Origin of the sequence: Acidithiobacillus ferrivorans (genome assembly GCF_016250455.1) — a bacterium.
GTDB classification, from domain to species: domain Bacteria; phylum Pseudomonadota; class Gammaproteobacteria; order Acidithiobacillales; family Acidithiobacillaceae; genus Acidithiobacillus; species Acidithiobacillus ferrivorans.
The window spans coordinates 157,294-169,542 of sequence record NZ_CP059488.1 but is presented as its reverse complement, the minus strand read 5'-3'; the positions used below and the strand labels follow the sequence as shown (position 1 = coordinate 169,542).

The 12,249-nt window shown below is 56.3% G+C and carries 13 protein-coding genes; 8 read left to right on the top strand and 5 right to left on the bottom strand.

The annotated features are described in order from the left end of the window. From tolQ to tolB, 4 genes are read left to right on the top strand one after another with little or no spacing between them, the layout of a single operon-like run. Window positions 1-702: a protein TolQ gene (tolQ, locus tag H2515_RS00735; protein ID WP_035194706.1), complete on the top strand. Its 702-nt coding sequence runs from the start codon at window positions 1-3 to the stop codon at window positions 700-702. Beyond that, a complete protein-coding gene (gene tolR, locus H2515_RS00730) occupies window positions 699-1,109 on the top strand; it encodes a protein TolR (protein WP_014027649.1) in 411 nt (136 codons plus the stop codon). Before tolQ ends, tolR begins: the two co-directional genes overlap by 4 nt. Continuing rightward, entirely contained in the window at window positions 1,106-2,101 is a 996-nt protein-coding gene (gene tolA, locus H2515_RS00725; protein WP_014027648.1) for a cell envelope integrity protein TolA, read from the top strand. Before tolR ends, tolA begins: the two co-directional genes overlap by 4 nt. Next, on the top strand, window positions 2,094-3,365 hold the full coding sequence (gene tolB, locus H2515_RS00720) for a Tol-Pal system beta propeller repeat protein TolB (protein ID WP_071182748.1): 1,272 nt from the start codon (window positions 2,094-2,096) through the stop codon (window positions 3,363-3,365). Before tolA ends, tolB begins: the two co-directional genes overlap by 8 nt. 12 nt (window positions 3,366-3,377) lie before the next feature. Here tolB and queC read toward each other — a convergent pair whose 3' ends face one another. The 4 genes from queC to pal are packed head-to-tail and all read right to left on the bottom strand — an operon-like array spanning window position 3,378 to window position 6,116. Beyond that, the gene (queC, locus tag H2515_RS00715) at window positions 3,378-4,067 is read right to left on the bottom strand and encodes a 7-cyano-7-deazaguanine synthase QueC (protein WP_071182747.1); all 690 of its coding nucleotides are present in this window, start codon (window positions 4,065-4,067) and stop codon (window positions 3,378-3,380) included. A 2-nt stretch (window positions 4,068-4,069) separates the two neighbouring features. Beyond that, window positions 4,070-4,714: a 7-carboxy-7-deazaguanine synthase QueE gene (queE, locus tag H2515_RS00710; RefSeq protein ID WP_071182746.1), complete on the bottom strand. Its 645-nt coding sequence runs from the start codon at window positions 4,712-4,714 to the stop codon at window positions 4,070-4,072. Further along, window positions 4,714-5,517 (bottom strand): tol-pal system protein YbgF, encoded by an 804-nt coding sequence (gene ybgF, locus H2515_RS00705; protein ID WP_071182745.1) that lies wholly within the window; start codon window positions 5,515-5,517, stop codon window positions 4,714-4,716. The genes queE and ybgF overlap by 1 nt, the downstream gene beginning before the upstream one ends. Window positions 5,518-5,537: 20 nt before the next feature. Beyond that, complete coding sequence (gene pal, locus H2515_RS00700; protein WP_071182744.1) at window positions 5,538-6,116, bottom strand: peptidoglycan-associated lipoprotein Pal; 579 nt, start codon at window positions 6,114-6,116, stop codon at window positions 5,538-5,540. Window positions 6,117-6,336: 220 nt separating this feature from the next. Here pal and H2515_RS00695 point away from each other — a divergent pair, with 220 nt between their 5' ends. The 4 genes from H2515_RS00695 to H2515_RS00680 all read left to right on the top strand — a co-directional run bounded on the left by H2515_RS00695 (window position 6,337) and on the right by H2515_RS00680 (window position 11,771). Further along, entirely contained in the window at window positions 6,337-7,881 is a 1,545-nt protein-coding gene (locus tag H2515_RS00695; protein WP_223306846.1) for a flippase, read from the top strand. Beyond that, window positions 7,871-8,932, top strand: coding sequence for a class I SAM-dependent methyltransferase (locus H2515_RS00690; RefSeq protein ID WP_071182742.1), 1,062 nt, complete (start codon window positions 7,871-7,873; stop codon window positions 8,930-8,932). Before H2515_RS00695 ends, H2515_RS00690 begins: the two co-directional genes overlap by 11 nt. A 23-nt stretch (window positions 8,933-8,955) precedes the next feature. Beyond that, complete coding sequence (locus H2515_RS00685) at window positions 8,956-9,978, top strand: glycosyltransferase (RefSeq protein ID WP_071182741.1); 1,023 nt, start codon at window positions 8,956-8,958, stop codon at window positions 9,976-9,978. 788 nt (window positions 9,979-10,766) lie between these two features. Further along, on the top strand, window positions 10,767-11,771 hold the full coding sequence (locus H2515_RS00680) for a glycosyltransferase family 4 protein (RefSeq protein WP_190277962.1): 1,005 nt from the start codon (window positions 10,767-10,769) through the stop codon (window positions 11,769-11,771). A gap of 142 nt (window positions 11,772-11,913) precedes the next feature. On the opposite strand, the gene H2515_RS00675 is transcribed toward H2515_RS00680, so the two are convergent. Continuing rightward, complete coding sequence (locus H2515_RS00675) at window positions 11,914-12,213, bottom strand: helix-turn-helix domain-containing protein (RefSeq protein ID WP_071182739.1); 300 nt, start codon at window positions 12,211-12,213, stop codon at window positions 11,914-11,916. Window positions 12,214-12,249 lie beyond the last annotated feature (36 nt).

The window sequence follows — 12,249 nt, the reverse complement described above, 5'->3', positions numbered from 1 at the left end:
ATGGATCCCCATACCATCGCCGATACCACCCAATCCCTCTCCATGACCCATCTGGTGATGCACGCCAGCGGCGTCGTACAGGTTATTCTCGTCATATTGCTCATCGCGTCCGTTGCTTCCTGGACGATCATCTTCCAGAAGTTTGCCGTCTTTAGCAGCGCTCACAAGGCCCTGGCACGCTTCGAGAAGCGTTTCTGGAGCGGTGGGGAGATGAGCCAGATCTATCAGCATGTTTCCGGAAACAGCAACCTGGAGACGGGCGCGGGCAGCATTTTCTGTGCCGGTTATGAAGAATTCCAGCGCCAGCGCAATAAAATCCGTCCCAGTGATGCCCTGGATGCCGCGCGGCGCGCCATGCGGGTTGCCCAGATGCGCGAAGTGGGACGCCTGGAAAACAATCTGGCCTTCCTCGCCTCCGTATCCTCCGTCAGCCCCTTTATCGGCCTCCTCGGCACCGTCTGGGGCATCATGACGGCTTTCATGGCCATTGGCGTTGCCGGGCAGGCCACTCTGGCGACGGTGGCGCCCCCCGTCGCAGAGGCCCTTATCGCTACGGCGGCAGGTCTGTTCGCCGCCATCCCGGCAACCGCGGCTTACAACCGCTATGTTCATCAACTGGACAAGCTGGATGCGCAGTACGAGGTTTTCATGGACGAATTCACCAACATCCTGCATCGGCAGGTGCCTGAGACGCAGCCATGAAACGACGGCGTCTTATGGCGGAGATGAACGTCGTCCCCTACATCGACGTGACCCTCGTGCTGCTGGTGATATTCATGCTCTCGGCGCCGCTGCTGACTCAGGGGGTGAATGTCAACCTGCCCAAGGGGGTGACCAAACCGGTATCGGATAAGACACCGCCGGTACTGATTTCGGTGACCAGGCAGGGTGGTATCTCGGTGCAGTACAAGCAGAGTCACCGCGCCGTTGCCCTCGATGACCTCGCGACGATGGTGCGGCATATTGCTGCCGCCAGCCATGATCAGGTGCAAGTGCTGGTGGGCGGTGATGCGCATGTGGATTACGGCAAGGTCATGGCGGTCATGGCGCGTTTGCAGGAGGCGGGCATTTCCCATGTCGGCCTGCTGACCCGCCAGGAGGGCCATTGAAAGAACGCAAATCGTTCTGGCCGCTGGCACTGGCCATCGCGCTCAATAGCGCGATACTGGTGGCCTTGTTCTGGAGTTTTCATATGGAGGTGCCGAGCGCCGGAGACACCCCGATGCAGGCACAACTGAGTAGCGGCATGCCACCGGTTGCGGCACCTACACCACAGCAGCCAGTTCCGCTAGCCAAGCCAGTCCCTGCGCCCAAGCCTGCGCCGAAACCGGTACCCGCACCCACTCCGAAGCCTGTACCAGTACCAAAGCCGGCGACACCGCCCCCACCCAGCGCCGCCCGGATTGCCGCCGAAAAGGCGGCACAAGAGAAAATGGCAGAGCAGAAAGCCGCGCAGATCACCGCCGAAAAACAGGCCGCCGAAAGGCGGGCTGAGGAGTTGGCGGCACGCGCTGCGCATGAGAAAGCCGCGCAACGGGCAGCCGACAAGGCAGCCGCTCAAAAGGCAGCCACACAAAAAGCCGCGGCGCAGAAAGCGGCCGCAGAAAAGGCCACCGCCGAAAAGCAGGCGGCGCAAAAAGCGGCCATTGCCCAGCGCGCTGCGGCGCTGAAGCAGCAACTCGCCAAGCAGCAGGCCAAGGCTGCAGAAGCCGCGCGGGCCAAGGCACTGCAACAGCAGATGGAAGCCCGGGCCAAGCTGCAGGCCGAGGCCAACATGGCGGCGGCGCTAGCCAAGCAAGCAGCAGAAAATCAGCGATTGTCCGCTCTTTTCGGCAACCAAATTGGGGAGCGTGTCAAGCGACATTGGCAGCCCGTTTTTGCGCCCAACCTTCATTGTCAGGTAAGAATTGAGCTTTCACCGCAAGGTCAGCTGGAAGGCGACCCGGCAATTACCCGGTCCAGTGGAAATGCACAATTTGATTCAGCAGTGATTGCTGCGATTGAAGCGGCAGCACCGTTCCCACCACCCATTGGGTTGTCTTACTCGGAATTTAAAGTTGTGAATATCGTCTTCAGCGCTAAGGAGCTCAGTAATGGCTAAAAAGTTAATATTTATTTGGCTGCTATCGCTTATAACATGGACCGTTGCCCTTCCCGCCCAGGCGGCGCTCACGGTGCAAATCACCAAGAGTGTTGCCTCGGCTCTGCCTATCGCCATTCCTTCCTTTGGTCCGGGCATAGCCGGACAGCCATCCGTCGCCGATGTGGTCCGTAATGACCTGAGCCACAGTGGTTTGTTCCGGGTCATTGACCCGACGGGCTACCCCGGTGATCCGCGCGCGCCCAGCGGCGTGCAGGCGGCCGACTGGACAACGGTGGGCGCCACCGGCCTTGCCGTGGGCTCTGTGGAACCGCTGAACGGCGGCTATGTGGTCAACGTCTATGTCTACAACGTCAGCACGGGGCAGGAACTCATCGCCAAACGTTTCACCTGCTCCGCCGCCGAATTGCACATGACCGCGCACCACGTCGCGGATGTCATCTACCAGGCGTTTACCGGCAAACCCGGCCCCTTCGCCAGCCGGATCGCCTATGTCCGGCAGACCGGCGCAAACTACGAACTGCTGGTGGCTGAATCCGATGGCTGGAATCCACACCCCATCGTGCGCGGTATTATGCCGGTGTTTTCGCCGGTCTGGTCGCCGGATAATCACCGTCTGGCCTATACGACCTACGCCAATGCCCGGGCCGTGATTTATGTGCAGGATCTGGCTACCGGACGGCGCCAGTCCATCGCCCCCGGCGGCGAGATTGTCAGTGCTCCGGCTTTTTCGCCCAACGGCGAAGAATTGGCATATGCCCGCTCCTCCGGCGGCCATACGGAACTCTACGTAGCGAATTTACGCACCGGACAGCGCCGCAGGCTCACCAACGATGACGCTATCAATACTTCCCCGACCTGGTCACCGGACGGCAGTCAGATCATATTTGTCTCCGACCGCGCCGGTAGTCCGCAGATCTATGGGATGAATGCGAGCGGCGGCGGCGTGCATCGTCTGAGCTACGACGGCAACTACAATGCCGATCCGGTCTATTCGCCCGCGGGTAACGCGATCGCCTTCATTCACCGCACCGATGGCGTCTATGCCCTCGCCGTGATGAACCCGGATGGCAGCGGCGTGCGCGTGCTGGATGCCCAAGGCAATTGCGATCATCCGAGTTTCGCCGGTAATGGCCAGATGATCCTCTACGGCACCCACCGCGGCGGGCAAAAAGTGCTGGCGGAGGTCAGTCTGGACGGCAAGACCATGGCCATACTGCACAGTAATGCGGGGGAGGATAGCCAGCCGGCCTGGTCCCATTAACCGGCGCGGCGCTCAGACATCCTGATAAGGCGTGGGATCGGCAATCCCCGCCTTTTGGAAGCCGTCCCGACGCAGACGGCAACTGTCACAGCGGCCACAGGACCGGCCTTCGGCATCGAGCTGGTAGCAGGAGCGGGTCATGCCGTAATCAACCCCCAAACTGCTGCCGAGACGAATAATCTCGCTCTTGTTGAGAAACTGCAGGGGCGCATGAATACGCGGTCCGCGGGCTTCATCCCCGAGACGGGTGGCCACCTGCGCCAGTGCCTCAAAAGCCTGTACGAATTCGGGGCGACAGTCCGGATAACCGCTGTAATCCTGACTGTTCACGCCCAGAAAAATATCTCTGGCGCGCAGCACTTCTGCCAGCGCCAGCGCCAGCGCCAGAAAGACGGTGTTGCGCGCCGGTACGTAAGTGATGGGTATGCCCGGCGTCAGTCCGGTCTCGGGGACGCTGATTTCCGGGTCGGTGAGTGCGGAACCACCAAAGGCCGCCAGATCAATATTGACCACCCGATGGCTGGCGGCGCCCATGGCCTGTGCCAGCAATGCCGCGTAATGCAATTCTTCCTTATGGCGTTGCCCATAATCAAAAGAGATGGCGTGGACCGCAAAGCCATCCCGGCGCATGAGCGCCAGCACGGTGGCGGAATCCAGTCCGCCGGAGAGGAGTACGATGGCAGGTATGGCAGGCGTTGGCATGGTCAATGTCCGGGCAGGTCGCCCCAGATCAGTTTGTGCAACTGAATCTGCAAACGTACCGGCAGATGGTCAGCGAGTATCCATTCGGCGAGATCACGCAAGGCAAGCGCACCATGGCTGGGAGAAAAGAGTATTTCACAGCGCTCCGCCAGCGCTTCCCGCACGAGTACATCCTTGGCCCAGTCATAATCGGCGCGACTGCAAAGCACGAATTTAATCTGGTCCTGCGGGTTAAGCAAGGGCAGATTTTCCCAGAGATTGCATTCGCACTCCCCGGAGTCAGGACTTTTGAGATCGAGCACCTTCACCACCCGGCTGTCCACCCCGGCCACGGAAAGAGCGCCGCTGGTTTCCAGAAAGACTTCATAGCCCGCATCGCAAAGCTGCGTCAGCAGCGGCAGCACATCGGCCTGTGCCAGCGGTTCACCACCCGTCACCACCACCAAGCGATTGCCACCAGCGCGAACGGCTTCCAGAATCCCGGCAATTTGCTGCCATTCACCGCCATGAAACGCGTAGGCCGTATCGCAGTAATGGCAACGCAAGGGGCAGCCCGTGAGACGCACAAAAGTCGCGGGGCGCCCGACACTGCGGGTTTCCCCTTGCAGGCTGTGGAAAATTTCCGTGATGCGGAGCCGCCCCTCCATCACTTTTTGGCGGGTAATGCCTGCAACTGCGCCTCAGCCTTCTGTGCCGATGGCGTGCTCGGGTATTGCTTGATGATCTTGTCGAGGACGACGCGGGCTTTGCCGGGCTGACCGATGGCCTGATAGATTTCCGCCATGCGCAACATGGCTTCCGGCGCCTTGCTGCTTTGGGAGAAGCGGGTCTGCACGGTATCAAGACTTTTCAGCGCCGCGTCATTCTGGCCCAGCACATATTGCGCCTGCCCCAACCAGTAATACGCATCGGGAACCAGACTGCTTTGCGGATGCCTCTGGATGAAGCCCTGCAGACCGGTTACGGCGGAGCCGTATCGGCCTTGGCGCAGCAGATCGAAAGCCCGCTGGTAATCAGACTGCCCCAAGCCCTGGATCGTGGGCGCCGAAGTGTTACTTGCGGCGCTGGCGATGACCGCAGCGGAATTGATAAGCGCGGCGCTACTGGCGGTAATAGCCGTGCTGCTGGTACTGGCTGTAGCAGAAGTCAGATTCGCCAGTTGTGCAGTCAATGCCTGCTGCTGAGTCTGCAGGGCATGGGTTTTGGTGTCCAGTTCGCCGCGCAGATCGCGGACTTCCTGTTCCAGACGTTGGGTCCGGACGAGGAGGTCAGCCAGCGCACTCTGACTGCCCTTGCTGGCCTGCTGAACCGCCACCAGGCTGCCCAGTTCGCCCTGCATGACCGCCATCTGCTGTTGCAACTGCAGCACTTTCTCGCCGGTTGACTCGGCCTGTGCAAAAGGACTCAGGCATAGTAAGGAAAGGACGGGAAAAAGATGCCAGCGTGTCATCAGCAAACTCTCCTTGGCGTTCAGCCCTTATAGCCACCGCTGTAAACGAAGTCCACACGACGATTTTTTGCCCAGCAGGCAGAATCGTTCGTGGTACACAAGGGATTGTCCTTGCCAAAACTAACGGTGCTGACCCGCGCCGTGCTGACGCCCTGGGATTCCAGGAACTGTTTCACGGTCTCGGCGCGCTGTTCACCGAGGGCCAGATTGTACTCCTGGGTACCGCGATCATCGGTATTCCCCTCCAGACGGACCTGGATATGGGGATGGGCGACCATGAACTGCGCATTCTGGGTGGCAATCTGCTGGGCCTGTGCATCCATAGAACCACTATTGAACTCAAAATGCACCCGCAAATGCTGCGGCAAGGCGGCCAATTCAGCGGCAGTCAGACCACTGCTGCCCCCGCCGATGGGGCCATTGGCATTGAGGTTCTGGCCATTGATGCCTTCACCGGCATAACCGGCCGTGGCTGCAGAGTGGGCGGGAGCCACCGCTCCGGCGTTAGTCGGAGCCCCGCTCCCCACGTTGTGCGCACATCCCGCCAGCGTCAGTGCCCCGGCCACAGCAACAACCACCTTCAGAAGATCAGAACGCATATTTTTAACCCCCGCAAAAATTTACGGAATTGTAGCCTGTAGCCAGAGATAATAGCAATGTGGCCCTCTACAGCCTCGACGAGCGATCCCTTTCGCGCTAGATTGTCAAAGGATACTACCGTCTCCCACGAAACAAGCATGGCCCTATGAACCAGACTCCGGAACAAGTCATCCTGGCGCATGCTCACACCACCAGCCGCCTGCTGCCCAAGGCGGCGGTGTGACCGATCGCGCTGCGCCGACACCCGACAGCGAGGCATCGGAAAACATTCATCGCGGTCCGCGTATCGCCTACTCTACACTGATCAACTTGGCGGGTGCTGCCATACCAGCAATCCTGCTGTTAATCACTGTGCCTCTCTATCTCCACCTCATTGGTGAGGCGCGTTACGGTGTACTAGCTATAGTTTGGCTGCTTTTGGGTTACTTCGGTGTGTTCGACATGGGGTTCGGGCGAGCGGTCGCCAATCGTATCGCCGCCCTCCATGATGCTTCGATCGAAAAGCGCCAAGGTGTTTTTTGGACAGGGTTAGCAATTAGTGCCATTACCGGAATCTTTGGAGGTATCATTCTCTATCTGGTTGGAGATTGGCTATTTGCCCATGTTTTCGACATCAACGGTTCCTTACGTGACGAAGCAGAAAATGCCATGCCGTGGATGGCACTCGCGCTGCCCCTTGCCATTATCATCTCGTTGCTCGCGGGCGCCCTAGAAGGACGACAAGCGTTCCTCGCTCTTAACGGGGCACAAATTTTTGGCACAGTACTTTATCAGTTGCTTCCATTAAGCGTGGCCTATGCAGGCTGGATAACATTACCCTACCTAATATTTGCCGCCATTGTGGGGCGGTTTTTTAGCGCTCTGTTGCTTTTCGCCCTCAGCTATCGCTATACACCCCTATCGCCCCATCCTCATCTCGCCATCAACGAAGTAAAGCCATTGCTCCATTACGGCGGCTGGGTTACCGTCACGGGATTGGTCGGCCCCTTATTAACCGTTTTCGACCGCTTCGTCATTGGTTCCAGAATGGGTATGGTGGCGGTCACCGCCTACACCGTACCCTATAACCTCGTCATGTATCTCTCCATCCTGCCTAGCAGCCTGCAGACCGCCTTATTCCCACGATTCGCCATGGTGGGTTCTGACGAGGCAAAAGTCCTAGCGGCGCGGAGTGTGTTATCAATAGCCGCCATCATGACGCCGGTAGTGGTGATTGGACTGCTGCTCATCAAACCCTTCCTGATCTTCTGGGTAGGCACAGCGCTGGCGGAAAAGGCAATCCCGGTCGGACAAATTCTGCTCCTCGGCATCTGGATCAATACACTGGCCTTTATTCCCTTTACCTACCTCCAGGGCAGGGGACGCCCAGATCTACCGGCCAAGTTTCATGTCTTGGAGCTTTTGCCCTACATCGGTATTCTGTGGGTGTTTATAGACTTACTCGGCGTATCAGGTGCCGCTTTGGCGTGGGATCTGCGCGTCCTTGCGGATGCCCTGCTCCTTTTTTGGGCTGCGCAGACCTTTTCCGCCTTGAGCCATGCCATGGTGGGTATCCTGCCCATCACGGGAGCCTTCGTCGCAGCTTTTGAACTGCCTTATGATTCTGTCCTATATATGGGAATTGGCGTAGTGCTGGCGGGCGCGAGCGCCGGATGGTCCGTTGCCACCATTCCTCAAAACCTGCGCATAGCCCTTTTGCAGCGCCTATTGTTGCGGCGACCCCCTGTCGAATCATCGGCATCCCAGGAAACTCATGGACCATAAAAATATTCAACTTCAGCCCTGGCCCAAAGAAGGTTTGGAGCGAGTGGAAAACTGTCCGATCTGCGGAGAAGTGGACCGAACACTGTTATATGAAGGCTTGACGGACAAGGTATTTTTCTGCGCGCCGGGACAGTGGTCACTCTATAGCTGCCCGACGTGTGGGTGCGCTTACCTGGATCCCAGGCCGACGCCAGCCACCATTGCCATAGCGTATAGTGCTTACTATACGCATGAAGAGGTGGTAAATGATGTTCCCAAAGGCCGACTCGGCTTATTCAAACGCAGGCTGCGAAACGGCTACCTGAACGCCCGTTATCAAATGCATCTTCGACCAACGTGGGGGATGGGGCGCTGGATAACTCCCCTCTTGCCCCAAAAGAGGTGGGTGGATGAAGGGGTTCGCCATCTCCCCACCACCGAAAAGCCAGGTATTTTGGTGGACATCGGCTGTGGCAACGGTCAGTTTCTGCGCACAGCCTTGCAACTGGGTTGGGACGCATGGGGCGTTGATCTCGACCCCAAGGCGGTGGGAACCGCCCAAAAGACGGGGGCCACCGTCATCCAAGGCGCCTTTCCAGATACCGGCCTACCTTCCGGACATTTCGATATCGTGACCATCAGCCATGTGATTGAACATGTTCACGACCCTCTAGCGGCGTTCCGGGAAGCGTTCCGAGTGCTCAAGCCGGGGGGGGCGATATGGCTCGCCACGCCAAACTTGGAGAGTTTCGGCCACGCACGTTTCGGCTCCGACTGGCGGGGGCTGGAGCCGCCACGCCACCTCGTACTTTTTACCGGCCATAGCATGGAAAAGGCAATGATCAACACGGGATTCGCAAATATAGAATACAAGCCATGCCCAATGCAGGCTTCAGGATATTACCAAAATAGTCTGCGTCTTTCCCGTGGCGAGGATTCCTTCGATGACAGAGCGAGCACCCTACCTTTGGCCCTGCGGCTCGAAGCCCTAATCGCAGACCTCAGAGCTGTGGCCAACCCATCTCGAAGTGAAGCCATCGTGATGACGGCCACACGTCCGCCATCAGACTGAATTCCAACATTAGGATAATCGCGATGAATGCTGATAACGTAATTAACCCCGGCCAGGTGACGGTAGTTACGGTTACCTATGGTGACCGCCGACACTTGCTGGAACCGGTACTGCGGGCAACACTCGCACAAGAAGTGGGCAAGATCATCGTCGTTAATAACGGTGCATCCTGGAATGTGGATGCTTTGGCTAGCACGCTGGAATCTAAAGTGATCGTCCTCAATATGGACGGTAATGTGGGATCCGCAGGGGGTTTCTCTGCAGGTATTGCGCGAGCGATAGAGACCGACGGCGAGGTCATCTGGCTCCTGGATGACGACAATCTGCCTAATGCTGATTGTCTGAAGGAATTATTACACGCCACCAACCAATCTGACTCTGAATACTTTATTGCCTTGGCTGCTAGACCCAGGATGATTGCCAACCTTAATGCATCTGCAACCCAACATTTTTTTGAGAAAAAATCAAATTATTTTTTAGGAATCCATATTATTGACATTCCCAGGAAAATAATAAAATTATTATTTTCAAGCGATCCCAAACAACTCAGCGCAAAGTGCACAGATATAAACGTATGGACCGCGCCCTATGGGGGGCTGTTTTTCCACAAATCATTAGTCAACACCATTGGCCTGCCGAAGGCAGAATTGTGCCTGTATGTTGACGATTCAGAATATACTTGGCGGATGGTTCATCATGGCTATCCCATCCAGCTTATATGCAGAGCTACCATCAACGACATAGATGATTGGGAAGAGAGATCTCATGGAAAATTTGGCATGACGGCATGGTTGTCTGTTCCGTCATATCGATTTTACTATTTCATGAGGAACCAGATTTGGTTTACTTTCCATCAGGTATGCAAAAATAAATTTTTATTTTTGTTTAACGGACTAATATTTTTTATTGTTTTAGGCTCAGTAAGCATCTTTCAAGGAAAACCCCATGCGATCACCACTATGTACAATGCTGCATATGATGGGATTTTCTCAAGACTCGGAGAAAGCTACAAATACCCACTTCCTGGCAACATGAAAAACCATTAGTTAACAATTAAATAAGATACAGTTATGAATAAATAACGGCAATTATCCATGGCCTTGTTTGCAACCAACTGTATAACATTGTAACCACCAACAAACAATTCAGAATAGATAATTATTTAATAAAAATTAATAACCAGAAATCCACAGAAAATATATCGCACAAAATATCTAAATAATTTGCTCCGTCTCAAAAACTGCAATGCCATTACCAGCGCGGCTGGGGAGGGGTTTCATGAAGGCGGATCATAGGTGGGAGATCGCAACACGGAAAATAACACCCACTTGGCTTAAGACTCTGGTTTATCGAACGGTTTTTCCCATACCGACCACGCTACAATCCAACGCTAAAGGTTGCCATGAAAACCTCCAACCATTCGCCCTCGCCTAAAAGGTCAATGAAAACTGTCATAAAATCATGGATGCGCGCTTTATTGGCAAACCCGAATGTCATTGCCATCGCTCGCAACATGTTGCGCCTATTTCCAGCACTGGAAGAAGAGGTACGAGTATGGGTTTATTTATTTAAAAAATATACCCTTCGTACCCGCCACGCACCACTCTTGGCAGAAAGCCATCGGACGCAACCAAGTTTTATTCCCGAAGAACATCAACTATTGGTAGACATATCGGGCCTGATATTGCGTGATGTACATACCGGCGTGCACCGAGTCGTGCGCAGCATCTTACAAGAACTCCTGCGCCATCCACCTTCACGCTATGTTGTAGAACCAGTTTATGCCGATGGGACAGGCCAACTTTGGTATGCACGAAAATTTCGCAACATCCTAATGGGCAAGGAACCCACCGATCCTGAAGAATCTCTGGTGCTCCTTCAGGCAGGAGATGTGTTTTTTTGCCCTGACCTGTACCTAGACTATCCCTTTCCGGCATTATCGGCCCTGCAACAGCGCGGATTACGGATTGTGTTTACTATCTACGATATCATTGGCCTGAGTGATCCATGGCTTTTCCCTAGAGCCTACAACCTCGCCTTCACCGACTGGCTCGCTGGCGTGATGACGGTGGCCGACGCCATCGTCTGCGACTCCCGCTCTGTTGCTGACGAAGTAAAAAATTGGTTGCAGCAACACCCCGATGCGCGGCAGGCGCCTCTGCCCATAGGCTATTTCCAACTTGGTGCGAACCTGGAGGCCAGTAAACCCACTGAAGGCGTAAACGCGAATGAGGCAATGTTGCTGACGCAACTACGCGAGCGACCCACCCTCCTCATGGTCGGCACCGTAGAAGCGCGCAAAGGCCACGCCCCGGCACTCGATGCGCTGGAAATGCTCTGGAAAGAGGGCACGGACATCAATCTCGTCATCGTCGGGAAGGAAGGCTGGCGCAGCCACGACCTGGTCCGCCGTCTGCGCCGCCATCCCCAGCGCAACAAGCAACTGTTCTGGCTGGAAAAGGCCAGCGATGCCCTGCTCATGCAGCTTTACGCCCAATCGACGGCCTTACTGGCCGCCTCCTTCGCCGAAGGCTTCGGTCTGCCGCTCATCGAAGCGGCCCATTACGGCCTGCCCGTCATCGCCCGCGATATCCCGGTTTTTCATGAGGTGGCGGGCGATTTCGCCTTTTACTTCCCCAACAGCGATAGCGCCGCCTTGGCCGACAGCCTCCGCCACTGGCTCCAGCTCCACGCCGAGGGCCAAGCCCCTCGCTCCGCCGACATGCCCTACCTCACCTGGGCGCAAAGCACCCAGCAGCTCCTGAAGGTGATCCTGGAAGACCACTGGTACACCACCTATCAGCCCGCAGATGCGCGGGAGACCCCCAGCGCTAAATAATGCGTGCGAGATTTTTTCTACCCCTGGTGTTTTGTGTATGACACCCCAGCCGAATCATTTCGCAAGCGAGCAATCCTTGTTTCGTTGCAAGCTATGGTCAATGCCATCACTTAACCCGCCAATAATGCTTTGAGATCCCTGTTTATGCCGCGTGGCCGTGCAGGGCACGAATCGCCGCATGGGGATCCACAGCCACGATCTGCAAAAGCGCCCTAGCTGGCCCTGCCGGACGTACCCGCTTCTGCTCCCAATTCTGCAAGGTCTTGAGCTTGACCCCGATCATCAGGGCGAACTGCGACTGAGAAAGCCCTGTGGTTTCACGGATAGCCTTCACATCAGGATCCGGAATGCGGGTCGTCCGCCCGTTATCATCCTCGCCGCGCATATGACGGCCCATCCAGCGCACACTATCCAGCAGTTCGTCAAATCCTTGCTCATCCATGATGTAACTCCTGCTCAACGAGCTTTCCTAGCTGAC

Excerpts from the sequence above, each read along its gene's own strand:
- tolQ (WP_035194706.1), top strand. The coding sequence starts at position 1 with ATGGATCCCCATACCATCGCCGATACCACCCAATCCCTCTCCATGACC.
- tolR (WP_014027649.1), top strand. The coding sequence starts at position 699 with ATGAAACGACGGCGTCTTATGGCGGAGATGAACGTCGTCCCCTACATC.
- tolB (WP_071182748.1), top strand. The coding sequence starts at position 2,094 with ATGGCTAAAAAGTTAATATTTATTTGGCTGCTATCGCTTATAACATGG.
- queC (WP_071182747.1), bottom strand. The coding sequence starts at position 4,067 with ATGCCAACGCCTGCCATACCTGCCATCGTACTCCTCTCCGGCGGACTG.
- queE (WP_071182746.1), bottom strand. The coding sequence starts at position 4,714 with ATGGAGGGGCGGCTCCGCATCACGGAAATTTTCCACAGCCTGCAAGGG.
- ybgF (WP_071182745.1), bottom strand. The coding sequence starts at position 5,517 with ATGACACGCTGGCATCTTTTTCCCGTCCTTTCCTTACTATGCCTGAGT.
- pal (WP_071182744.1), bottom strand. The coding sequence starts at position 6,116 with ATGCGTTCTGATCTTCTGAAGGTGGTTGTTGCTGTGGCCGGGGCACTG.
- H2515_RS00690 (WP_071182742.1), top strand. The coding sequence starts at position 7,871 with ATGGACCATAAAAATATTCAACTTCAGCCCTGGCCCAAAGAAGGTTTG.
- H2515_RS00685 (WP_071182741.1), top strand. The coding sequence starts at position 8,956 with ATGAATGCTGATAACGTAATTAACCCCGGCCAGGTGACGGTAGTTACG.
- H2515_RS00680 (WP_190277962.1), top strand. The coding sequence starts at position 10,767 with ATGGGCAAGGAACCCACCGATCCTGAAGAATCTCTGGTGCTCCTTCAG.
- H2515_RS00675 (WP_071182739.1), bottom strand. The coding sequence starts at position 12,213 with ATGGATGAGCAAGGATTTGACGAACTGCTGGATAGTGTGCGCTGGATG.